This window comes from Comamonas sp. 23 (genome assembly GCF_049601575.1).
GTDB classification, from domain to species: Bacteria; Pseudomonadota; Gammaproteobacteria; order Burkholderiales; family Burkholderiaceae_C; genus Comamonas; species Comamonas squillarum.
In genome coordinates this window covers 4,172,205-4,195,752 of sequence record NZ_CP187127.1, presented here as the reverse complement: position 1 = coordinate 4,195,752, position 23,548 = coordinate 4,172,205, and the positions used below count along the sequence as shown (strand labels likewise).

18 protein-coding genes are annotated in these 23,548 nt (G+C 64.4%); 15 read left to right on the top strand and 3 right to left on the bottom strand.

The window, feature by feature from the left end:
- Nucleotides 1-82: 82 nt before the first annotated feature.
- The 5 genes from ACPEE1_RS18990 to ACPEE1_RS18970 all read left to right on the top strand — a co-directional run bounded on the left by ACPEE1_RS18990 (nt 83) and on the right by ACPEE1_RS18970 (nt 5,448).
- A complete protein-coding gene (locus ACPEE1_RS18990) occupies nt 83-964 on the top strand; it encodes an MOSC domain-containing protein (RefSeq protein WP_182345057.1) in 882 nt (293 codons plus the stop codon).
- Between the two features lie 91 nt (nt 965-1,055).
- Nucleotides 1,056-2,150, top strand: coding sequence for a redox-regulated ATPase YchF (ychF, locus tag ACPEE1_RS18985; RefSeq protein ID WP_116924619.1), 1,095 nt, complete (start codon nt 1,056-1,058; stop codon nt 2,148-2,150).
- 322 nt (nt 2,151-2,472) lie between these two features.
- Entirely contained in the window at nt 2,473-3,384 is a 912-nt protein-coding gene (locus ACPEE1_RS18980; protein ID WP_232539653.1) for an NUDIX hydrolase, read from the top strand.
- A gap of 150 nt (nt 3,385-3,534) precedes the next feature.
- Entirely contained in the window at nt 3,535-4,404 is an 870-nt protein-coding gene (gene nadC / locus ACPEE1_RS18975; RefSeq protein WP_116924631.1) for a carboxylating nicotinate-nucleotide diphosphorylase, read from the top strand.
- A 51-nt stretch (nt 4,405-4,455) separates the two neighbouring features.
- The gene (locus ACPEE1_RS18970) at nt 4,456-5,448 is read left to right on the top strand and encodes a tripartite tricarboxylate transporter substrate binding protein (protein ID WP_182345059.1); all 993 of its coding nucleotides are present in this window, start codon (nt 4,456-4,458) and stop codon (nt 5,446-5,448) included.
- A gap of 34 nt (nt 5,449-5,482) precedes the next feature.
- Here the strand turns inward: ACPEE1_RS18970 and ACPEE1_RS18965 are convergent, their stop codons facing one another.
- Nucleotides 5,483-6,016 (bottom strand): YqaA family protein, encoded by a 534-nt coding sequence (locus ACPEE1_RS18965; RefSeq protein WP_182345060.1) that lies wholly within the window; start codon nt 6,014-6,016, stop codon nt 5,483-5,485.
- A 307-nt stretch (nt 6,017-6,323) separates the two neighbouring features.
- Between ACPEE1_RS18965 and dusB the strand changes: the two genes are divergently transcribed.
- From dusB to ACPEE1_RS18940, 5 genes are all read left to right on the top strand, one after another.
- The gene (dusB, locus tag ACPEE1_RS18960; protein ID WP_116924633.1) at nt 6,324-7,397 is read left to right on the top strand and encodes a tRNA dihydrouridine synthase DusB; all 1,074 of its coding nucleotides are present in this window, start codon (nt 6,324-6,326) and stop codon (nt 7,395-7,397) included.
- Entirely contained in the window at nt 7,394-7,627 is a 234-nt protein-coding gene (locus ACPEE1_RS18955; RefSeq protein ID WP_021027292.1) for a Fis family transcriptional regulator, read from the top strand. Before dusB ends, ACPEE1_RS18955 begins: the two co-directional genes overlap by 4 nt.
- 78 nt (nt 7,628-7,705) lie before the next feature.
- The gene (gene purH, locus ACPEE1_RS18950; RefSeq protein WP_116924903.1) at nt 7,706-9,304 is read left to right on the top strand and encodes a bifunctional phosphoribosylaminoimidazolecarboxamide formyltransferase/IMP cyclohydrolase; all 1,599 of its coding nucleotides are present in this window, start codon (nt 7,706-7,708) and stop codon (nt 9,302-9,304) included.
- Between the two features lie 105 nt (nt 9,305-9,409).
- A complete protein-coding gene (locus ACPEE1_RS18945) occupies nt 9,410-9,898 on the top strand; it encodes a c-type cytochrome (RefSeq protein ID WP_116924634.1) in 489 nt (162 codons plus the stop codon).
- Between the two features lie 147 nt (nt 9,899-10,045).
- The gene (locus ACPEE1_RS18940) at nt 10,046-10,756 is read left to right on the top strand and encodes a Bax inhibitor-1/YccA family protein (protein ID WP_116924635.1); all 711 of its coding nucleotides are present in this window, start codon (nt 10,046-10,048) and stop codon (nt 10,754-10,756) included.
- 88 nt (nt 10,757-10,844) lie between these two features.
- Here the strand turns inward: ACPEE1_RS18940 and hemL are convergent, their stop codons facing one another.
- Together hemL and thiD are read right to left on the bottom strand one after the other, a co-directional pair.
- On the bottom strand, nt 10,845-12,143 hold the full coding sequence (gene hemL / locus ACPEE1_RS18935; protein ID WP_116924636.1) for a glutamate-1-semialdehyde 2,1-aminomutase: 1,299 nt from the start codon (nt 12,141-12,143) through the stop codon (nt 10,845-10,847).
- A gap of 105 nt (nt 12,144-12,248) precedes the next feature.
- Nucleotides 12,249-13,124, bottom strand: a complete 876-nt coding sequence (thiD, locus tag ACPEE1_RS18930) for a bifunctional hydroxymethylpyrimidine kinase/phosphomethylpyrimidine kinase (RefSeq protein ID WP_243419236.1) — start codon at nt 13,122-13,124, stop codon at nt 12,249-12,251.
- Between the two features lie 344 nt (nt 13,125-13,468).
- Here thiD and ACPEE1_RS18925 point away from each other — a divergent pair, with 344 nt between their 5' ends.
- Genes ACPEE1_RS18925 through ACPEE1_RS18905 form a run of 5 tightly spaced genes read left to right on the top strand, consistent with a single transcriptional unit; the run spans nt 13,469 to nt 23,521 of the window.
- Complete coding sequence (locus ACPEE1_RS18925) at nt 13,469-13,855, top strand: response regulator (protein WP_021027286.1); 387 nt, start codon at nt 13,469-13,471, stop codon at nt 13,853-13,855.
- A gap of 9 nt (nt 13,856-13,864) precedes the next feature.
- Nucleotides 13,865-14,230 (top strand): response regulator, encoded by a 366-nt coding sequence (locus ACPEE1_RS18920; RefSeq protein ID WP_021027285.1) that lies wholly within the window; start codon nt 13,865-13,867, stop codon nt 14,228-14,230.
- Between the two features lie 3 nt (nt 14,231-14,233).
- On the top strand, nt 14,234-14,761 hold the full coding sequence (locus tag ACPEE1_RS18915) for a chemotaxis protein CheW (protein WP_021027284.1): 528 nt from the start codon (nt 14,234-14,236) through the stop codon (nt 14,759-14,761).
- A gap of 38 nt (nt 14,762-14,799) precedes the next feature.
- Complete coding sequence (locus ACPEE1_RS18910) at nt 14,800-17,067, top strand: methyl-accepting chemotaxis protein (protein ID WP_232539538.1); 2,268 nt, start codon at nt 14,800-14,802, stop codon at nt 17,065-17,067.
- Nucleotides 17,068-17,113: 46 nt separating this feature from the next.
- Nucleotides 17,114-23,521 (top strand): Hpt domain-containing protein, encoded by a 6,408-nt coding sequence (locus ACPEE1_RS18905; protein ID WP_423934411.1) that lies wholly within the window; start codon nt 17,114-17,116, stop codon nt 23,519-23,521.
- The last annotated feature ends 27 nt before the right edge of the window (nt 23,522-23,548 follow it).

The window sequence follows — 23,548 nt, the reverse complement described above, 5'->3', positions numbered from 1 at the left end:
CAGCAGGCGGTCCCCAGATGCAAGGCGGCCATTTACTCGTTACAGTGTGGTTTGCCCAGAATCAACCCAGGCGCAGAGCAGCATGGCAAATAGCGAATTTTTTGATGTCACCGGCCATATTGGCCAATTGTGGGTTTTTCCCATCAAATCCTGTGCCGGTATCGCCGTGCAAAGCGCACGCCTGTTGGCCACAGGCTTGGAGCATGACCGGGCCTTCATGCTCGTCGATGGTCGGGGCGAATTCATCTCGCAGCGCGAAATCGCCCGCATGGTGCTGGTGCAGCCGGCCATTGCCGATGGCGTGATGACGGTCACCGCCCCGGGCATGGACCCGCTCCAGGTGGACATGGCCTTTAGCGGCCCCGAGCGGGCGGTGCGCGTCTGGGACGACCAGGTGACGGGCCTGCAGGCGCCCGATGCCGTCAATGCCTGGTTCAGCGCGTTCCTGCAGACCGAATGCACTTTGGTGCGCATGGCGCCGCAGGCGCTGCGGCTGGCGAGCAAGAAGTGGACAGGCGGGGCCGATGCGCCCACGCAGTTTGCCGATGGCTTTCCGGTGCTGGTGGTCAGCCAGGCCTCCGTCAATGAGCTCAATGAGCGCCTGCGCCAGGCGGGCGACGCGCCGGTGGTGGCTGAGCGCTTTCGCGCCAATATCATTGTCGAAGGCTTTCAGTCGCATGACGAAGACCGCATCGAGAGCCTGTCGGTGCAGCAGGGCGGCCCGGGCAGCCAGCAATGGGCCGATCTGCCGCTGGTCAAGCCCTGCGCACGCTGCCCGATCCCCGATATCGACCCGGCCACCGCTGCGAGCGGTACCAGCGTGACCGACACCTTGCAGACCTACCGTCACGATGAGCGCCTGGACGGCGCCGTCACCTTTGGCATGAATGCCTATGTGCCGGCAGGTACGGGCGGGATATTGCGGGTGGGTGATGCGGTCGGCGGTGCCTTACAGTTTGATTGAGGCTTTCCGTTGAAATACGCCTGGATTCGCGATTGCCATGCAGTCGGCTTAAAATGCCTGGTTTGTCCGAAAGAATAGAGAAAGCACTGCCATGAGCCTCAAATGCGGCATCGTCGGTTTGCCCAATGTTGGCAAGTCCACCCTTTTTAATGCGTTGACCAAGGCAGGGATTGCCGCCGAAAACTATCCTTTCTGCACGATCGAACCCAATACCGGCGTGGTGGAAGTGCCCGATCCGCGCCTGGACCAGCTGTCCAAGATCGTCGAGCCCGAGCGCGTTGTTCCGGCCATCGTGGAGTTTGTCGACATCGCCGGCCTGGTGGCAGGCGCCTCCAAGGGCGAAGGCCTGGGCAACCAGTTCCTGGCCCACATCCGCGAGACCGACGCCATCGTCAACGTCGTGCGCTGCTTCGAAGACCCGAACGTGATCCACGTGGCCAACAAGGTCGACCCGATTGCCGATATCGAAGTCATCCAGACCGAGCTGTGCCTGGCCGACCTGGCCACCGTCGAAAAAGCGCTGAACCGCTACAGCAAGGCGGCCAAGTCGGGCAACGACAAGGAAGCGGCCAAGCTGGTCTCGCTGCTGACCCCCATCCAGGCCGTGCTCGACGAGGGCAAGCCCGCCCGCATCGTGCCCGTGTCCAAGGAAGACGCGCCGCTGCTCAAGCAGTTCTGCCTGATCACCGCCAAGCCCGCGATGTTTGTCGGCAACGTCAGCGAAGACGGCTTCGAGAACAACCCGCTGCTCGACAGCCTCAAGGCCTATGCCCAAGCGCAAGGCGCGCCCGTGGTCGCCATCTGCGCCAAGATCGAGGCAGAAATGTCCGAGATGGGCGACGAAGACCGCGACATGTTCCTGCAGGAAATGGGCCTGGAAGAGCCTGGCCTTAACCGCCTGATCCGCGCCGGCTTCTCGCTGCTGGGTCTGCAAACCTACTTCACCGCCGGTGTGAAGGAAGTGCGCGCCTGGACGGTGCCCGTGGGCGCCACCGCACCCCAGGCCGCTGGCGTCATCCACGGCGACTTCGAGCGCGGCTTTATCCGCGCCCAGACCATCGCCTTTGATGACTACATCCAGTACAAGGGTGAGCAGGGTGCCAAGGAAGCGGGCAAGATGCGCGCCGAAGGCAAGGAATACATCGTCAAGGATGGCGATGTGTTGAACTTCCTGTTTAACGTCTGACCGTTTCGGCAACAACACTGCCCGCAGGCATTCGCTGCGTGCTGGCCGTCAGAACCCCCAAGCCCGCTGCAGGTCAGCGGGCTTTTTCGTGCTGCACTGCGCTCATGCGCATGGGGCAGCGCGATGGCAGAGCAACGCTGCAAGCCGTTATAAGATAGCCGCTGCTTGCGACGTAGCGCCCTCTTGGCTGGCACTGCAAGCGCCGCCCCGTCCATCGATTTTTGAAAGCCCCCCTTTGGTGACCCCACCTGCCGCGATCACAAAAACCACTGCTGCGGATGCGCCCCTTGCGCAAAACGCCGCCGAGCGCGAGCAGCATTCGGTGCAGGCCGATCTGGTGGCGGTGCTGGTGGCGGTGACGGGCGGGCAGCCGCGCATATTGACCACGCAAGCGGGCGAGACGCTGCCGGCCGGGCCTTTTACCGCCAACCACCGCTCGCTGCAGGCCAGCCTGCGCGCCTGGGTGGAGACGCAGACCCACCACCCGCTGGGCTTTGTGGAGCAGCTCTACACCTTTGCCGACCGCGACCGCTCGCAGGAGCTGGGCATGCGGGCGATCTCCATCAGCTACCTAGCATTGACGCGCGAGTTGGACGATGCCGGCCAGGCCCAGCGGGGCTGGCAGGACTGGTACCGCTATTTCCCCTGGGAGGACTGGCGCAGCGGCGCGCCGGCGATGCTGGGCCAGCGCATTGCGCCTGCCTTGCAGGCTTGGAGTGAGCAGGCGGCGGACAAGGCGGCAGCCAGCGCGCGCTGGGAGCGGGCCTGTGTGAGCTTTGGCCTCGAAGGCAGCGATTGGAACGAAGAGCTGGTGCTGCAGCGCTACGAGCTGCTGTTTGAAGCGGGCCTCGTGGCTGAGGCCTGGCGCGATGGCATGGCGGCCCCCCAAGGCCAGACTTTGCTGGGCACGGCGATGCGCAATGACCACCGCCGCATTCTGGCTACTGGCATGGCGCGGCTGCGGGCCAAGATCAAGTACCGCCCGGTGGTGTTCGAGCTGATGGCCGACAGTTTCTCGCTGCTGCAGCTGCAGCAGGCGGTGGAAGCGCTGGCCGGGCGCAGCCTGCACAAGCAGAATTTTCGCCGCCTGATCGAGCAGCAGGCACTGGTCGAAGACACCGGCGAGATCAGCAGCCAGGGCGCAGGCCGCCCCGCCAAGCTGTTTCGCTTCCGCCGCAATGTGCTGGTGGAGCGGGCAGTGGCAGGCAACAAGCTGCCGCTGGCACGCGGCTGAGTACCCCAACCCCTTTTTGAAGGCCTGAGCGCAGGTGACAGGTCCCAGGGCTTCAGCGCTTGACAGTATTTATGCTCAGGTTTAGCATAAATACCCGTGCGACTGGTACAAGGCTGGTGCGCCCCTTTTTTTACTCCATAAATACTCAAAATGAGCATTAATCAAACGGCTGCGCTGCCCGTTCCTCCTCTGCCCGATGTGATGCTGGAGCCGCTGGTGCGCATGGCGCTGCTCGAAGACCTGGGCCGCGCCGGTGACCTGACGACTGACACGATAGTGCCAGCTGACGCCAGGGACAGCCTGCGCCTGGTGGCGCGGCAAGCGGGGGTGCTGGCGGGGCTGGATCTGGCGCGGCTGGCGTTCCATCTGCTCGACAGCGGCGTCGTGTTTGAGCCGCTGTGCGGCGACGGCACGGTGCTGGCGCCGGGCATGGAGATCGCCCGCATCCATGGCAAGAGCCGGGCGATCCTGACGGCCGAGCGCACGGCGCTGAACTACCTCTGCCACCTGAGCGGCGTGGCCAGCGCCACCTATGCGATTGCCCAGGCCATCCAGCCCTATGGCACGCGGGTGACCTGCACGCGCAAGACCATGCCGGGCCTGCGCGCGCTGCAAAAGTATGCCGTGCGCGTGGGTGGCGGCAGCAACCACCGCTTTGGCCTGGATGACGCCGTGCTGATCAAGGACAACCACATTGCGCTGGCTGGCGATGTGGCCACCGCCGTGGGCCGCGCCCGGGCGGGCGTCGGCCATATGGTCAAGATCGAGCTCGAGGTGGACACGCTCGCGCAGCTCGATGCCGCATTGCAGCTCGGGGTGGACGTGGTGCTGCTGGACAACATGGACCTGGAGACCCTGCGCACGGCGGTGGCCATGTGCCGGGGCAAGGCGGTGACCGAGGCCTCGGGCCGCATCACGCCCGAGACGGCGCCCCAGGTGGCCGCCACCGGGGTGGACCAGATCGCAGTGGGCTGGCTCACGCACAGCGCCAAGGTGCTCGATATTGGCCTGGATGCCTGAGCTGGCCCTCTATTACCCGAACACCTGGCATAACCTGGAAGGAGGCCTGTGATGCCCCGAGTTTTCCAACGCTTTTCCTGGTGGTGGGTCGCAAGCGCCACTGTGGCCTGCATTGCAGCTGGCCTGTGGCTGGGCGGCAGCAGCATGGCGGCGGCCCGCTTTGACAAGCTCATCACCATCGTCGTGACCTTTCCGCCCGGCGGCGGCACCGACCTGCTCGCGCGCAAACTGGGCGCCGCCTTGCAGCAGCGCACCGGCCAGACCGTGGTGGTGGAAAACCGCCCCGGGGCCAGCGGCAATATTGGCGCGCGCCATGTGGCACAGGCCCCGGGCGATGGCAGCAGCTGGCTGATGGTGAACAGCTCGTTCGCGATCAACCCCGCCGTCTACCGCCAGCTCGATTTTGACCCGCGCCAGGATTTCAAGGCCGTGTTCAATGTGGGCACGATCGCGTCGGTGCTGGTGGTGCCGCAGGGCAGCGCGCTGCGCAGTCTGGCCGATGTACGCGCTTCGGCGCAGCAGCTGCAGCTGCCGTTTGCCTCTTGCGGCAATGGCACGCCACAGCACCTGGCCGGCGAAATGCTGGCCCAGGCCGCGCAGCTGCATTGGCAGCATGTGCCCTACAAGGGCTGCGGGCCGGCCATCACCGCCGTGGCCGCCGGCCAGGTCGCCATGGGCATGGTCACCGCCAGCAGCGCTGCGCCACTGATCGAGGCGGGCCGCGTGCGCGCCATTGCCATCACCGCGCCCCAGCGCCTGGCGCAGTGGCCCCAGGTTGCCACTGTGGCCGAGCAGGGCAGTGCCGGCTTCAGCGTGGAGCAGTGGCATGGTCTGTTGGCGCCTGCCGCCACCAGTGATGCCGTCGTGCAGCACATGCATGCGGAGCTGGCGCAGATTCTGGCCGAGCCTGCGATGCAGCAGTGGCTGCGCGAGCAAGGCTACACGCCGATGCAACAAAGTGCGGCCGAGTTTGGGCGGGTGATCGCCAGCGACATCGACCGCTATGCGGCCGTGGCGCAGCAGCTGGGTCTGCGGGTGGATTAGTGCGGCAGAGGTGGGCACCAGCCTCAGCGCGACTTCACGAGGGCCAGAAATGCAAAATGGTGGCCGTCATTACCAAATAGCGCAAAAACTTGCCCACCGCCATATAGAACACGCAGGGCCAGAACGGCAGGCGCAGCCAGCCGGCCACAGCGCAGAGCGGATCACCGACGATGGGCAGCCAGCTGAGCAGGCAGGCCTTGGCGCCAAACTTGCGCAGCCAGATGCGGGCCATGCGCTGGTGGCGGCTTTGCTTGTTGGGTGGCGCAGGGGGCTGGCTGGGGTCGGCGAGGTCAAGCCCAACCTTACGCAGGCTGCGGGCCTTGTACCAGGCGGTGCGGGCGAGCGCGCCGGTCCACCAGCTGATGGCGCCGCCCAGGGTATTGCCGGCGGTAGCCACCAAGATGGCCTGCCAGAACAGATCGGGGTTCAGGTGTAGCAGGCCGGCCACAGCGGGCTCGGAGCCCAGCGGCAGCAAGGTGGCCGATATCAGGGCCACGATAAAGACCGTGCTGAGCCCGAACTGCGGCAGGGCCAGCCATGTCAGCAACTGTTGAATCCAAGCTTCCATGGCTGCCAGTGTAGCGGCTGGGGGGCGCCCGTCAGCGGCGCTGCGGGCCGCTGCCGTGTCAGCCAAGAGGCCGAAAAATCCCATCTGGACAAGCGCTTGCGGCAGCGGCGCTGGAGCGCCCACTGCGGCCGCCAAGTGCGTTGTTGGGACCTGGCCAGCGGGCGTCCCGTCGCCGATTTTTTGGGCATTCCCAAATGTCAAGCGGGTAGATTGGATGTTTGCTACTTTTTTAAGCAGTACAATCTGCCCCTTCCCCTCACCACAACAACCAGCACTTCGGTGGCGAAGTGCTCGCTTTTTGCATTCCATGTCCGTTCGCATCGGTCCCTACACTCTGGCCAACAACGTGTTTGTGGCGCCCATGGCGGGCGTGACGGACCGGCCTTTTCGCCAGCTGTGCAAAGCGCTGGGGGCGGGGTATGCGGTCAGCGAGATGGTGACCAGCCGCAAGGACTTGTGGGACAGCCTCAAGACCAGCCGCCGCGCCAACCATGCCGGCGAACCCGGCCCGATCTCCGTGCAGATCGCAGGAACCGACGCGCCGATGATGGCGGAGGCGGCGGTCTACAACATTGAGCGCGGCGCGCAGATCATCGACATCAACATGGGTTGCCCGGCCAAGAAGGTCTGCAACAAATGGGCCGGCTCGGCGCTGATGCAAAACGAGCCGCTGGCCGTCGAGATTGCTGCAGCCGTGGTGGCGGCTGCCGCCCCCTATGGCGTGCCGGTGACCTTGAAGATGCGCACCGGCTGGAGCGATGACCACAAGAATGCCGTGCAGCTGGCGCGCCAGTTCGAGCAGGCGGGCATCCAGATGCTTACCGTGCATGGCCGCACGCGCGAGCAGGGCTACCGGGGCCTGGCCGAGTACGACACGATCCGTGCCGTCAAGCAGGCGGTGTCGGTGCCGGTGGTTGCCAATGGCGATATCACCAGCCCGGCCAAGGCACGCGATGTGCTGGCCTTCACTGGTGCGGACGCGGTGATGGTGGGACGGGCGGCCCAGGGCCGCCCCTGGATTTTTCGCGAGATCGTGCATTTTCTGCAGACCGGCGAGCTGCTCGCGCCACCCTTGGTGGCCGAGCTGCGCCGCCATCTGCTCGAGCACCTGCAGGACCACTATGCGCTGTACGGCGAGAGCACGGGCGTGCGCTCGGCGCGCAAGCACATCGCCTGGTATGTGCGCGATCTGCCGGGGGGCGATGCGTTTCGGCGCGAGATGAATGTGATTGACAACAGTGCGGCGCAATGGCAGGCCGTAGCCGATTACCTGTTAGCCCTGGGGCAACAGATGGACCGGCTGCCTGGCATGGCTCCAGCACCAGAGGCCAGCGGGAGTGCGATGGCCCAAGCAACAACAATGAGTGATGACTTTGTATGAGTAAGACGACGATTGAGCAGTCCGTGCGGGACAGCCTGCAGACCTATTTTCAGGATCTGGAAGGCGAGGTGCCGGACCGCGTGTACGAGATGGTGGTGCGCATGGTGGAGCGCCCGATGCTGGAGGTGGTGATGAACCACGCCGACAACAACCAGTCGCGGGCCGCCGAGTGGCTGGGCCTGAACCGCAACACGCTGCGCAAGAAGCTGGTCGAGCACAAGATGCTCTGACTCGCGCCCTGATTTCAGTGCTGCTTGCGCCCGCTGCGCATGCGGCACAAGCCTGTTTCTATCTTTGAAGTGATTGACATGAAAGCCCTGATTTCCGTTTCCGACAAAACCGGTATTGTCGAGTTTGCCCAGGCCCTGCATGCGCTGGGTGTGCACCTGCTGTCCACCGGCGGCACCGCCAAGCTGCTGGCCGACAAGGGCCTGCCCGTGACCGAAGTGGCCGAGGTCACCCGCTTCCCCGAAATGCTCGACGGCCGCGTCAAGACCCTGCACCCCATGGTGCACGGCGGCCTGCTGGCCCGCCGCGACCTGCCCGAGCACATGGCTGCGCTCAAGGAACACGGCATCGAGACCATCGACCTGCTGGTGGTGAACCTCTACCCCTTTGAAGCGACCGTTGCCAAGGCCGGCTGCACCTTGGCCGATGCGATCGAGAACATCGACATTGGTGGCCCGGCGATGGTGCGCTCCGCTGCCAAGAACTGGAAGGATGTGGGCGTGATCACCGCCGCCGACCAGTACGACGCGGTGCTCGCCGAGCTGAAGGCCGGCGGCAAGCTGAGCAACCAACTTCGCTTTGCACTGTCGGTTGCCGCTTTCAACCGCATCAGCCAGTACGATGGCGCGATCAGCAACTACCTGTCGTCGGTTACCTTCGAAGACGAAAAGCTGTCGGAAGAATACGTGCCCGAGCGCGCCGCCTTCCCCGGCCAGAGCAACAGCCAGTTCATCAAGATCCAGGACCTGCGCTATGGCGAAAACAGCCACCAGCAAGCGGCCTGGTACCGCGATCTGTACCCCGCACCCGGCTCGCTGGCCACGGGCGTGCAACTGCAAGGCAAGGAGCTGAGCTACAACAACATCGCCGATGCCGATGCCGCCTGGGAATGTGTCAAGAGCTTCGAAGTGCCCGCTTGTGTGATCGTCAAGCACGCCAACCCCTGCGGCGTGGCCGTGGGTGCCGATGCGTTCGAAGCGTACTCCAAGGCCTTCCAGACCGACCCGACCAGCGCTTTTGGCGGCATCATCGCCTTCAACCGCGCCGTCGACAAGGCTGCAGCCGAAGCCGTGTCCAAGCAGTTCGTCGAAGTGCTGATGGCCCCGGACTTCAGCGCCGAGGCGCTGGAGATCTTCAAGTCCAAGGTCAATGTGCGCCTGATGAAGATCGCACTGCCCGCTGGCGGCAACACCGACTGGGAGCAGGGCCGCAACGCCATTGAATCCAAGCGCGTGGGCTCGGGCATCCTGCTGCAATCGGCCGACAACCACGAGCTGCAACTGGCGGATCTGAAGGTCGTGACCGTCAAGCAGCCGACCCCGCAAGAACTGCAGGACCTGCTGTTTGCCTGGAAGGTGGCCAAGTTCGTCAAGTCCAATGCCATCGTGTTCTGCAAGAACGGCATGACCATGGGCGTGGGCGCGGGCCAGATGTCGCGCCTAGATTCGGCCCGTATCGCGTCGATCAAGGCGGAGGCGGCCAAGCTGTCGCTGCAGAACACCGTTGTGGCGTCCGATGCCTTCTTCCCCTTCCGTGATGGCCTGGATGTGGTGGTCGATGCCGGCGCCACCTGCGTGGCCCAGCCTGGTGGCTCGATGCGCGACCAGGAAGTGATCGATGCCGCCAACGAGCGCGGCGTGGCCATGGTGTTCACCGGCGTGCGCCACTTCCGCCATTGATGGCACGGGCGGCGCCTGTGAGGGCGCTGCCGCTTTTCACCCAGGGCCGCGAACCTGCGCGTTCGCCGGCCCGTTTCCAGCGCTGGCCCCCGGGCCGATTCCAGCATGAGCGATTCGCAGCAACCAGACCCGCACCTCCATCCCGATTCAGAGACCGAAGCCCCGCGCCGCTCGCGCTGGCTGGGCGTGCTGATCGTGGCATTTGCGCTGGTGGTGGGCCTGGGCATGTTCAATATCGGGCGGCTGATCATCCGGCCCAAGCCCGAGGTGACGGCCGCTGACCGCCTGATCGAGGCCAGCCCGCAGCTGCAAAAGGGGCGTGAGCTGGTCACCCGCAGCAGCGACTGCATGCGCTGCCACACGATGGAGCTTGACGTGGTGGGCCCCGGCTTTCGCAATATCGCCAAGCGCTATGCGGGCCGTGACGACGCCGTTCCCTACCTGGCCGGCAAGATCCGCGAAGGCAGCGTGGGCGAATGGGGCCGCATCGTGATGCCGCGCCACCCGCAGATCACGCAGGAGCAGGCCGAGCTGATGGCCGGCTGGCTGATGGCGCTCAGCCCCGCCAAGACGCCCGCTGCCAGCCCGCCTTGATGGCCTGCTGCACCCACGCTCTGGAGCCCGCTGTGACTGCGGGCTTTTTTGTGCCCGGCGGCAATGCCCGTAGGCAGGGCCTGGAAAGGCCCAGCTTTGTAAAGCAAATCTGCGATACTGCTCCGACATAGACCTGAAGGAGGACGCATGAACTTTCCCGAATACGCCGGACACGGCGGAGGCCTGGCCGAGGCAAACAGCCGTGGCCAATTTATCAAGGCGGCCTACAGCCATCTGGCCGTAGCCATCTTGGCTTTTGCCGTGCTGTCGTTTGGCCTCTACGCCAGCGGCGCATCGTTTGCGATGCTCAAGATGCTGGGTGTCAGCAAATGGGGCTGGCTTGCGGTGATGGGCGCGTTCATGGTGGTGGGCTGGCTCGCCACCAACGCGGCGGACAATTCGGAAAGCACCGGCGTGCAGTACCTGGCGCTGGGTGGCTTTGTGTTCGCCGAGTCGCTCATTTTCGCGCCGATGCTGGCGATGGCCAGCATCATTGCGCCGGGCTCCATCCAGGCGGCATCGATCGCCACCCTGGCACTGGTCGCGGGCCTGACCTTCACCGCTTTTACCAGCAAGAAGGACTTCTCCTTCCTGGGCGGCTTCTTGAAGATCGGCGGCCTGGTGGCGATCGGCATCATCCTGGCCGGTGTCGTGTTCGGCTTCAAGCTGGGCATCTGGTTCTCCGGCGCGATGGTGCTGTTTGCCGGCGCTTGCGTGCTGTATGACACCTCGCAGATCATGCGCCACTACCCCGCAGACCGCCCCGCTGGCGCGGCCCTGCACCTGTTCGCATCGGTGGCGCTGCTGTTCTGGTATGTGCTGCGTCTGATCATGCAACTGGGTGGCAGCGACGACTGATCGCCTGCGACAGACCACAAAAAAACCTCGGCATGCCGAGGTTTTTTTTATGCCCGCCAGAAGCGCTGGCAGAGGAGGGGGACGTGGCTTACAAGGTCTTGAAGACTTCGCGGGCCGCGTCGATGGTGGCTTCGATGTCGGCATCGGTGTGCGCGCTGCTGACAAAGCCGGCCTCGTACAGTGCCGGCGCAAAGTAGTGGCCGCGCGCGAGCATGCCGTGGAAGAACTTGTTGAACAGCGGCTTGTCGCTCTTCATCACTGCCTCGTAGTGGCTGGGCAGCTCGGGCAGCAGGAAGAAGCCGAACAGGCCGCCCTGGTGGTCCACGCTGAAGGGGATGCCGGCGGCATCGGCCTCGGCCTTGAGGCCGGCCATCAGCTGGCCGGTCTTGGCATGCAGCGCTTCATGGAAGCCCGGCTGGCTGATCAGCGCCAGGGTCTGCAGACCGCAGGCGGTGGCAATGGGGTTGCCCGACAAGGTGCCGGCCTGGTAGACCGGGCCCAGCGGCGAGAGCTTTTCCATGATCTCGCGGCGCGCGCCAAAGGCGGCCATCGGCATGCCGCCGCCAATCACCTTGCCCAGGACCGTAATGTCGGGTTGGAAGCCGGGGATCTGCTGCGCATACAGGCTCTGCGCGCTGCCCAGGGCCACGCGGAAACCGGTCATCACCTCGTCGTAGATCAGCAGCGCGCCATGTTCCTTGGTCAGCTCGCTGATGCGGCGGGTAAACGCGGTGCTGGCGCGCACAAAGTTCATGTTGCCGGCAATGGGCTCCATGATCACGCAGGCGATCTGGTCGTCGTACTTGGCAAAGGCCTCTTCCAACTGGCCGATGTCGTTGTACTCCAGCACGATGGTGTCCTGCACCACATGGCTGGGCACACCGGCCGAGGACGAGGCGCCAAAGGTCGCCAGGCCCGAGCCGGCCTTCACCAGCAGCGCATCGGCGTGGCCGTGGTAGCAGCCGTTGAACTTGATGATCTTGTTGCGGCCGGTAAAGCCGCGCGCCAGGCGGATCGCGCTCATGCCCGCTTCGGTGCCGGAGCTGACCAGGCGCACCATGTCCATCGAGGGCATCAGCTTCAAGATGGCTTCGGACAGCGCGATCTCGCGCTCGGTTGGCGCGCCGAAGGAGAAGCCTTCGAGCAGCGCGGCCTGCACGGCGCTCAGCACCTGCGGGTGGCCATGGCCCAAAATCATCGGGCCCCAGGAGCCGATGTAGTCCACATACTGCTTGTCATTGGCATCGAACAGGTGCGCGCCCTGGGCGCGGGCAATGAAGGCCGGCGTGCCGCCCACCGCATTGAAGGCCCGCACGGGCGAGTTCACGCCACCGGGGATCACCTGGCGGGCACGTTCAAACAACTGGGCGTTTTTATCGATCGTCATAAGGGGCTCACATCTACACTGGCCTTGGATTGTCGGCCAAGCGGGCGCTTGGGGCTGTCAATCCGGTATTCACTGCACTGGAATGCGCAGGCTTTTGAACAGGTTTTAGAGCGGGCGGGTATCGATACCGCCACCCTCATCGGCCGCTTCGCTCTCGTCTTCTTCTTCGTCATCGGCATGCACCCAGAAGAGGCGGTCGGGCACAGTCTTGCCCATGCCGGGGCGCAGGCCGCCTTCGAGGCACTTGTCCAGGTAGGTCATCGCTTCGGCGGTGGCGTCGCTCAGCGGCACCTCGGTGGCCAGCAAGGCGGTGAGGGCGGCGCTCAAGGTGTCGCCCGCACCGATGTATTCGGTCTCGAACAGTTCGAACTCGCCGCTGCCGTAGATGGTGTCGGCCGAGGCGAGGACGTTTTCCACATGCTGGTCGTGGGCGGGGATGCCGGTGACCAGCACAAAGGGCACGCCGTGGTCGGCGGCGGCTTTGGCAATGTCCCGGGGGCTGGGGCGGTGCTCGGAAGTGCGATCGGGCAAAAGCCAGCGCCACAGCAGGCCATAGGCACCCACCAGTACGGTCACCTGGGGCAGCAGCAGCTCCTGGTAGGCGTCCAGGTAGTCGTCGATCAGTTCGCTGTCCCACCAGGCCATGCCGGCCACATAGGCCACCACCGGGACATCCGGGTAGTCGTTCGTTACTTCTGCACACACCCTGATGTTTTCGATCGAGCCCAGGAAGCCCAATTTGATCGCGCGGATGGGAATATCCTGCAATACGGTCTGCGCCTGTTGTTGTACCGCATCATCAGAGAGCGGATAAAAGTCGATGGTGTCGAGGGTGTCACGGATCAAGGCACCGGTGACCACGGTGCAGGGGTGGCCGCCCATGGAGGCCACGGCCAGCGCATCGGCATTGGTGCCGCCTGCGCCACTGGGGTCATTGGCGTTGATGCACAGGATACTGGCGGTATCGATCGTGGCGGCCAACGTGCTCTCACTCGGGCTGGATTCTGGCTGGTTTGTCAAGGAGGATGTCATAGGTCAACGAGATAAGGCACATTGGTACGGGAATCACCGTTAAATCTGTGTTGAAAAGCTACAATCGTTGCATTCTATGTAAAGCCTCTGTAAGCTTTTCAAAATTAGGAGCAGGGACGACGGATGCAGTGTACGCGCTGTGGTGCAAAATGCATCTCCAGCACATGCGGATTCGTCGAAAGAAAAATTGCCATAGGGCGTATGTGTTCAATGCAAACGGGTGGGAGGGGCTTTGTCAGCCTTGGCTGCCGCGTGCATTCACATTTCATGACATGCAATGAGGAGGGTGGCCGGTGACAGTTTCCGCAGACAACTTCAAGGTATTGGTGGTCGACGATAGCAATACCATTCGCAGAAGTGCTGAGATTTTTCTCAAGCAGGGCGGCTATGAGGTGCTGCTTGCCGAAGACGGCTTCGACGCCCTCTCCAAAATCAACGATTTCAAGCCGGACATGGTGTTTTGCGACATCCTGATGCCAAAACTGGACGGCTACCAAACCTGCGCCATCGTCAAGCGCAATGATGCTTTTGCATCGACACCCGTGGTCATGCTGTCGTCCAAGGACGGCGTCTTTGACAAGGCCCGGGGACGAATGGTGGGGTGTGAAGACTACCTCACCAAGCCATTTACCAAAGATCAATTACTGGAAACCGTCGGACGTTTCGTTGCCGAGCGTTAAGGAGGGGTCGTGCCTATTCAAAAAGTTCTTATCGTTGATGACTCAAAAACTGAATTGATGTTTTTGAGCGATCTGCTTGTACGCCAGGGTATGGTGGTGCGCACTGCGCAAAACTCGGACGAGGCGATGCTGCGCCTGTCGGAAGACCGCCCTGACCTGATTCTGATGGACGTGGTGATGCCCGGACAGAACGGCTTTCAGCTGACCCGTCTGATCACCCGCAGCCCCGAGTATGCGGATATCCCGATCATCATGTGCACCAGCAAGAACCAGGAAACCGACCGGGTCTGGGGCATGCGCCAGGGCGCGCGTGGCTATGTGACCAAACCGGTGGATCCGGCCGAACTCAAGGCCAAGATCGAGGCACTGGGATAAGGCATGGCACAGCGCGAAGACTTGCGAGAGCTGCAAACCCGGCTGGCCGATCGTCTGAGCCAGGCACGCAACCAGACCGCAGTAGGTGCCTCGTGGTTGGCCGTCAAGATCAGTGGCAAGAACTTTCTGCTGCCTTTGAGCCAGTCTGGCGAAGTGCTGGGCTGGAGCGGGGTGGAGCCTGTACCCTACACCAAACCCTGGATGCTCGGCGTGACCAGCATTCGGGGTATTTTGTTGACGGTGGTGGATTTGGCCCGCATGCTGGGCCTGCCCGTCGCGCGCAGTGAGCAGGTGTTTGCCGGGGCCTCGGTGGTCGCGCTCAATCCCATGATGGGCGTCAATGCCGCACTGTTTGTCGAGCAGCTCGAAGGCTTGCGCGGCAGCAATGATTTTTCGCAATCCAAAGACAAACCGGCCGATGCGCCGGAATTTTTTGGTGCGTTGTACCTATCCGCCAATGGCGAGCAGTGGCAGGAACTCAACCTGCAGCTGCTGGCCAATGCGCCCGATTTTCTCGATATCACGGTTTAGTGCGGGGCTTCCGCGGCTTCATCCTTTTCGGTATTTGTATGTTCAACAAATTATTCAAACGCAAAGAAGACGTGGCAGACCCAGGTGTCAGCATCTTCCCAGATGGTGACCAGGTAATGCTCTCCGAAGGCTCGACCGGTGACGGCGTGCCGCCCGCCAAGACGGCGGCAAGCGCCTCGGGCGCTGCGGTGCAGGATGACTACATGGCCCAGCTGGTCGAAGGCGATACCGCCAGCGAAGACCTGGTGACCTTGCCCATTCTGGGCGCCGCGCCGGCTGCCAAGCACCAGAAGACCTTGCTGACCATCGTGGTCGTCGGTCTGGTGGTGTTCTTTGGCCTGGCGGTGTGGGCGATTTTGCAGTCGCGCACCACTGGTGGCCAGCTGGCCGCGACCGGCCAGGCTCTGACCCAGTCGCAGCGTCTGGCCAAATCGGTGGGCCAGGCCGTCAACGGTAACGAGCAGGCGTTTGCCGAAGTGGCAGAAGCCTCGTCGATTCTGAAAAAGAACATCGACGGCCTGAACATGGGCTCGGACGACCCGGCCATCAAGGCGCTGGGCAGCTCCTACGCCGATGTGCTGGCGCCGCTGGTGGAAGCCTCTGACCGTACCGCAAGCAAGAGCGATGCCGTGGTCAAGCAAAAGGCCTCGCTGGTCGCGATGAACAAGGACTTGCAGGCGATTCACAAGAACACCCAGACCCTGCTGGAGCTGAGCGAGGCGGTGGTGAGCCTGAAGCTGCAGCAAGCAGCACCGACCGCTGAAATTGCCGCCGCCAGCCAGCTGGCCATGCTGACCCAGCGTATCGGCAAGTCGGCCAACGACTTCCAAAGCGCCTCCGGTGCCAATGCCGAAGCGGTGTTCCTGCTGGGCAAGGACTTGAACACCTTCAAGGAAATCGTCGCCGGCCTGCTCAACGGCAGTGCCGAGCTGCGCCTGAGCCCCGCCCGTGACGGCGCCGTGCGCGACAAGCTGCTGGAGCTGTCGACCCAGTACGACATCACCTTGAAGGACGGCTCCTCGGTGCTGAGCAACCTCAAGGGCATCTCGGAGGCCCGTGAGGCCGAAGTCTCGATCCAGTCGGCCAGCGATCCGCTGCGCAAGGGCCTGGAAGTGTTGCAGGCAGATCTGAACAGCTGGTCCGACCGCGTCTGGCTGTACCTGGTGGGCATTGTGCTGGCCGCCTTGCTGGTGGGCCTGGGTGTCTGGGGCCTGGTGCGTCTGCAGCTGGCAGACAGCTTGAACCGCCGCCGCTCTGCCGAATCGCTGCAGCAAGAAGCAACCCGCCAGGAGCAGGAGGCCAAGCGCCTCAACGACGCCAACCAGGCGGCTATTTTGCGCCTGATGAACGAGTTGCAGTCCGTCGCTGAAGGGGATCTGACCCAGGAAGCGACCGTGACCGAGGACATCACCGGCGCGATTGCCGACTCGGTGAACTACACGGTGGAAGAGCTGCGCATGCTGGTGGGCAGCGTGCAGAACACGGCGACCCGCGTGGCGCAAACCACGTCGACGGTGGATGCCACCTCGACCGAACTGCTGGCCGCCTCGACCGAGCAGCTGCGCGAGATTCGCGAAACCGGCAAGTCCATTTTGGACATGGCAACCCGTATTAACCTCGTGTCCTCGCAGGCGCAGGAATCGGCCTCGGTGGCGCGCAAATCGCTGATGGCTGCCGAGTCCGGTCTGCAGGCCGTGGAAAACGCGATCGGTGGTATGAACTCTATCCGTGACCAGATCCAGGACACCTCCAAGCGTATCAAGCGCCTGGGCGAGTCCTCGCAAGAGATTGGTGAAATTACCGACCTGATCTCGGACATTACCGAACAGACCAACGTGCTGGCGTTGAACGCGGCCATTCAGGCTGCGTCCGCAGGTGAAGCCGGTCGCGGCTTCTCGGTGGTGGCCGAAGAAGTGCAGCGCCTGGCTGAACGCTCTGCGGATGCAACGCGCCAGATCTCGGTGCTGGTGAAGGCGATTCAGACCGACACCCAGGACGCGGTGGCCGCTATGGAACGCTCGACCCAGGGTGTGGTGGAAGGGGCCCGTCTGTCAGACAGCGCCGGTACGGCACTGGCGGAGATTGACCGTGTGTCGCGTGAGCTGGCAGATCTGATTCAACAGATTTCGCGTTCCGCGTCCGATGAAGCCGTTCAGGCCAATGATGTGGCGGAGAATATCCAGCATATTTTTGCGGTGACGGAGCAGACCAGTGATGGCACCCGTACCACGGCGCAGCAGGTGCGTGAGCTGTCGCAAATGGCCGAGGAGCTGCGCCAGTCGGTGTCTCGGTTCAAGATTGCCTGACCCCATGCCTGCTGTTTAATTTTGACCCGCAATCGGGGACTGTTGCATGTCTATAGCTATTGAAAATAAAGCGGAAAACGCACAGCCAACAGAAGAGAGGGATCTCGGGCCATTGGCGTGGATCAATGACGAGGTACGCCGGTCATTGGAATCCACGGTCAAGGCATTGCTTCGCTACAGCCGGGATGTGGAAGCGGCCAAGGTATCGGATCTGGAGGCTATCGACACCACCGGTATCCGCGTGGCCAAGCAGTACCTGCACCAGGTCAAGGGTGCCTTGCAAATGGTGGGTGTCGACCAGGCCGCCGAGCTGGTGGGTTTGATGGAGGTGGCCGCGCAGCGCTTTGCGGCCAAGCCCCATCTGTGCACCGAGAAATCGGTGGCGCTGATGGAGAAGACCTCGTTTGCGCTGTTGGAGTACCTGAGCCATGTGCTCAAGGGCCGCAACGTCTCCTTTGTGGCCTTGTTTCCGCAGTACAAAGAGATGCAGGCCTTTGCCGGCGTGGAGCGCGTCCACCCGGCCGACCTGTGGCATGGCGACCAAGCGCAGCAGGAGCCGCTGACCCCGGCCGTGGCCGCGCTGCCGCTGGACCGCAGCGCGCGTGAGCGCCTGGACTCGGACATGCTGCAGATCATCAAGTCTGCCGACAGCCGCGCTGCGCAGGATTTGACAGCCGTCTGCCTGGGCCTGGCCCAGGGCCAGACGCAAAAACCCCTGAAGCTGTTCTGGAAGGTGGCCGCAGGCTTCTTTGACGCGCTCGCGTACAAGTTGCTCGACCCCGACCTCTATGTGAAGCGCTCGGCGTCGCGGGTCATCATGCAGTTCGCAGCGCACGCCAAGGGTAGCAGCGATGTGGACCAGGGCCTGCAGCATGAGCTGAATTTCTTCTGTGCCGTGGCCCAGGGCCCCGATGAGGCCAAGGCGGCGGTGCTCCAAGCGGTGCGCGTCAGCCTGCAGACGGAAGCACTGCAAGGCGTCAACTACGGCCAGGAGCGGTTTGGCCAGTATGACCCGGCCGTGCTGGCGCAGGCGCGCAAGCGCCTGGAGTCCGCTGCCGAGCTGTGGTCGTCGCTTGCCGATGGCGACCGCTACAAGATCAAGCCGGTGGCCGACCAGTTCCACCTGATCCGCGAATCGCTGCACAAGCTGCATATCGGTGCCGACGAGCTGGGTGCAGCGCTGGGCCGCGTCACCGAGCGGCTGGTGAGTACCAGCACGCCACCGTCGACGCCGATGGCCATGGAAGTGGCCACGGCCGTGCTGTACCTGCAGGCCAATCTGGAGTCGCTCGATGTCAAGCCCGCGCTGATGCGCGAGCGCGCCGACCGCCTGGCGCAGCGCCTGGACCATGTGCTGGCCGACCAGCCACCCGAGCCGCTGGAGACCTGGGTCGAGGAGCTGTACCGCCGCGTCAGCGACCACCAGACCATGGGCAGCGTGGTCGATGAACTGCACTCCACCTTGGCCGAGGCCGAAAAGCACCTGGACCAGTATTTCCGCAACCCCGACGATGTCTCGATGCTGGGCACCGTCACCGGTTCGCTGTCGCAGATGCGCGGCGTGCTGTCGGTGCTGGGCCTGGACCAGGCCGTTGCTGCCACGCAGCACCTGCGCACCGTGGTGGACCAGCTCGCGGCCGGCCAGGTGGCCGACGAGGACAAGCCGGTCGTGTTCGAAAAGCTGGGCAACAGCCTGGGCGCGCTGGGCTTCCTGCTCGACATGCTGGGCTACCAGCGCACCTTGGCGCGCAAGCTCTTTGTGTTTGATGCGACCAGCGGCGAGCTGCGCATTGTGATGGGCACGCAAAAGGCCGGCGATGTCGCACCTGCCCCTGTGCCTGTGGCAGCAGCGCCGGTCGCAGCGCCTGCGGTGCCTGAAGAGCCGGAAGACGATTCCGTCTACTTTGCGCCCACCATTCCGGCGCCGCTGTTCGATGCCAGCCCCGCTCCGGCGCCCAAGGCGCCTGCGGTGCTCGCGCCCGATCTGCAGTTTTTTGCGCCCACGCCGGTGCATGCACCAGCGCCGGCGCCCGCGCCGGTGGTGGTCGCTGCAGCACAGCCAGAGGCATCGGATGAATCGCTGGACGAAGAGCTGCTGGAAATCTTTTTGGAAGAAGCCCAGTCGGTCGTGCAGACCGGCGGCCAGGCGCTGCAGTCCTTGCGCCGTAACGCGGCCGATGCCGAGGCGCTGACGACCCTGCGCCGCGCCTTCCACACGCTCAAGGGCAGCTCGCGCATGGTCGGGCTGGTCCAGTATGGCGATGCCGCCTGGTCGATGGAGCAGGTGCTCAACAGCTGGCTGGCCGAGCACAAGCCGGCCAATGCGCCGCTGCTGGCGCTGAGCGCCGAGGCACTGACCGGCTTTGGCCGCTGGGCCGAGGACATTGGCGCGCAGCGCCAGTCCACCTGGAACCCCGAGATCTTCCGCATCTCGGCCGATGCCATGCGCATCGATGGCCTGCACCTGCCACTGGTGGTGCCCGCCGAGCCAGGCCAGGCCCCCGAGGCCGAGGAATGGCCCCACGATACGCAGCAAATGGCGCTGGAGGCCGATGCCCCTGACGCGGTAGAGACTGCCCAGGCCCTGGCCGAGCTGGAGCTGCCGGTGGAGGACGATGCCCCCGCGCTTGTGGCCCAGGCCGAGGCAACGCCCGCGCTGGTATGGCCGCTCGACGGCATCGACCTGGAGCTCAATCCACCCGCTGCACTGGCGCCCGCGCCGGAACTCACCACGCCTTCGGGTCTGGTGCCGCTGGCCATGGCGCCCGAAAGCGCCGAGGAAGTGGACTTCTCCGAGTTCGCGCAGGCCATGGCCAGTGCCGAGGCCAAGACTGCCCCTGTGCAGGCCCCCGAGTCGCTGCAGCCCCATGACAGCGCGCTGGACTTTGTCTCGATGGATGCCGGCCTGGAGTTTGTGGCCGAGGACGAGGCAGCCAAGCTCGATCCCGCACCGACCCGCTTGCCGCTGGAGCTGCCTTCGCTGGATTTGACGGGGCTGCCCCTTGCCCCTGAGTCATCTGCGCCCTCCGCGCAGCCTGCCGCCACCGCTTTCGACTCCATAGAGTTTGCAGACACCATGCTGCCCGAGCTGGAAGCGCTGCCCGAAGAACCTGTGGCCGAGCCCCAGACCTGGCTGGAAGTGCCCGCCGACCTGGTGCTGCCTGCAGTGGCCACGGGCGCGGTGGAAACCCCGCTCGTTGCACAGCCCGAGCAAGCGCAGCACGTGGACACCGCGGCAGAAAGCCTGGGCGAAGCGCTGGCCCCTGCCGCTGTGCCGGAGCCTGAGGCGGTGCTGCAGCCCGAAGCCGTCGCCGAGCTGGAAGCACCCGCCGAACCGGAAGCCCCTGCCGAAGTGCCTGCAGCGCAGGAAGCACCCGAAGTGCCTGTGCAGCCAGAGGCTTTGGTAGAAGCGCTGGCGCCGGATGCCGCCCCGACAGCCCCGGCCGTGGCGGACAACGAGGAGCCTGCCGAGGTGGCCAATGTGCTGGGTGTCAGTACCGCGCTCTTCAATGTCTACCTGGCAGAGGCGGAGAACTGGTCGCACAACCTGGAGAAGGTGCTGTACGCCTGGGCCCAGGCGCCCAACCGCAACTTCCCCGAAGATGCGATTGCCTATGCCCATTCGCTGGCGGGCAGCTCGTCCACGGTGGGCTTTGGCTCGCTGTCTGAGCTGGCACGCGCGCTCGAGCATGCGCTCTCCCATATCCACAACTTCTCCAACCCGGAGGTCTCCTGGCTCAATACCTGTCAGGCGGCGGGCTCGGAGATTCGCAAGCTGCTGCACCAACTGGCAGCCGGTTTTGTCAAACCTGCCAGCGAGATCGTTGTGCAGGACCTGGTCGATATCGCCAACCAGGAAGTCAACTCGCAGCTGCATCCTCCTTACGGCATGGCCGAGTTCGACGCCGAGCCCTCGGGCCTGGCCGAGCTGCGCGAGCACGCACCTGCGGCGGCCGAGCCGGTGCGCACGTTTGCGCCTGCAGCGGTATCCTCAGCCGCCTTGCCCGATATGCTGGAGCTGCGCAACGACGATGCGATCGAAGTGGTCGACGTCATCGACCCGGACCTGTTCCTGATCTTCGAGGAAGAAGCGCAGGAGTTGCTGCCCAAGCTAGGCGCGGCCTTGCGGGAATGGTCGGCCGACGCGCAGTACCTGCCCCCGCGCGGCGAAGTGCTGCGTCATCTGCACACCCTCAAGGGCAGTGCACGGCTGGCGGGCGCGATGCGCCTGGGCGAGATGTCGCACCGCATGGAGTCCGAGGTCGAGGACATTGGCACGGAAAACCTGACCAGCCAGGACATCGAGATTCTGCTGGCGCGCTATGACGGCCTGCAGCACGAGTTTGTCGGCCTGCAAGAGCGTGGCAACCAGGTGCTGGCAGAAGGCGCCTTGCCCCAGCAGGTACCACCCGCGACCGAGATGGGCGAAGTGGTGGCTGAAGTGGCCGCCAGCACGCCAGCTGCCCAGGAAAGCGCTGGTGCCGAGCAGGCTGCGCATGCGGCAGATACGGCCGACGCAGGCGCTGGTGTCCAGCACAAGCCGCTGATGCTGCGCATGGCGCCGGTGCGCGCCGCGGCCGGCCAGTCGGTGCGTGTGCGCTCGCAGCTGCTCGACCGCCTGGTCAACGAGGCAGGCGAGGTGCTGATTGCACGCTCGCGCCTCGATATGCGCCTGAGCAACATCCGCTCGTCCATCAAGGACATGTCGAGCAACCTGGAGCGCTTGCGCACCTTGCTGCGCGATGTGGAGATGCAGGCCGAGTCGCAGATGCAGTCGCGCATGGCGCTGGCAAAGGATTCGGACTCGGGCTTTGACCCGCTGGAGTTCGACCGCTTCACCCGCGTGCAGGAACTCACCCGCATGATGGCCGAGTCGGTCAACGACGTGGGCACCGTGCAGCGCAATCTGCAGCGTACGGCCGAAGGCGCCGAAGACGATCTGATTGCCCAGGGCCGCCAAGCCCGTGAGCTGCAGCGCGACCTGCTGCGCACGCGCATGGTGGAGTTCGACTCCATCTCCGAGCGCCTGTATGCGATCGTGCGCCAGATCTCCAAGGAGCTGGGCAAGCAGGTCAAGCTCGACATCACCGGCGCCTCGATCGAGATCGACCGCGGCGTTCTGGACCGGGTGACCCCGGCGTTCGAGCACTTGCTGCGCAACAGCGTGGCCCACGGTATTGAATCACCCGAGGAGCGCAAGGCCCAGGGCAAGCAGCCGGTGGGCACCATCGCCATCGATGTGCGCCAGGAAGGCAACGATATCGCCGTGTCCATCCACGACGACGGCGCCGGCCTGCAGCTCGATGCCATTCGCCGCAAGGCGGTGCAGTCGGGCCTGATCACGGCCGACGAGCCGCTCGATGTGGACCAGGCCGCGCAGCTGATTTTTGCGCCCGGCTTCTCCACCGCCTCCGAGGTGTCCGAGCTGTCGGGCCGGGGTATCGGCATGGACGTGGTGCGCACCGAGATCCAGTCGCTGGGTGGCCACATCGTGACCACCTCGGAGACGGGCAAGGGCACGCGCTTCCAGATGGTGATGCCGCTGACCACCGCCGTCACCCAGGTGGTGATGATGCGAGCGGGCGACATCAAGTTCGGCGTGCCGGCCAACCTGGTGGAGTATGTGCGACGCGTGCCCAAGGCCCTGATCGAGCAGGCCCATGCCAACAGTATCTACACCGACAACGAGCAGGCGCTGCCGTTCTACTTTGCCGGCGCGCTGCTGCAGGGCAACCTGCGCAGCAACGAGGAGCCGGAGAAGACCAGTGCGGTGGTGATCCTGCGCTCAGCGACCAAGCGGGTGGCGGTCCACGTCGATGAAGTGCTGGGCAACCAGGAAGTCGTGGTCAAGAACCTGGGCCCGCAGCTGGCGCGTTTGCCAGGCCTGGCAGGCATGTCGGTGCTGGCATCGGGCGCGATTGTGCTGATCTACAACCCGGTGGCTTTGTACACCGTCTATGGCGATCAGATCGCCGAGCGCATTGCCCAGGCGGCCGTGCACCCCGAGGTGGCCAAGGCACCGGTGCGCGAGCTGGCCGAGCAAGTGGTGCAGACGCCGTTGGTGCTGGTGGTCGACGACTCCATCACCGTGCGCCGCGTGACGCAGCGCCTGCTGCAGCGCGAAGGCTACCGGGTGGCACTGGCTGCCGATGGCCTGCAGGCACTGGACCGTCTGCGCGAAGAGCGCCCGGTCATGGTGCTGTCGGACATCGAGATGCCGCGCATGGACGGCTTCGAGCTGGTGCGCGAGATCCGTGCCGATGCGGCGATGAACGACCTGCCGGTGGTGATGATCACCTCGCGCATTGCCGACAAGCACCGCGAGCACGCCGCCAGCCTGGGCGTGGACCACTACCTGGGCAAGCCCTATGCCGACGAGGTGCTGCTGTCGCTGGTACGCCAGTGCGTGCTGGACCACGAGATCAAGGCGGCCGACGCCGGCACGCTGCACTGATCGGGTGGAGGGCTCCTGCCAGAAGGG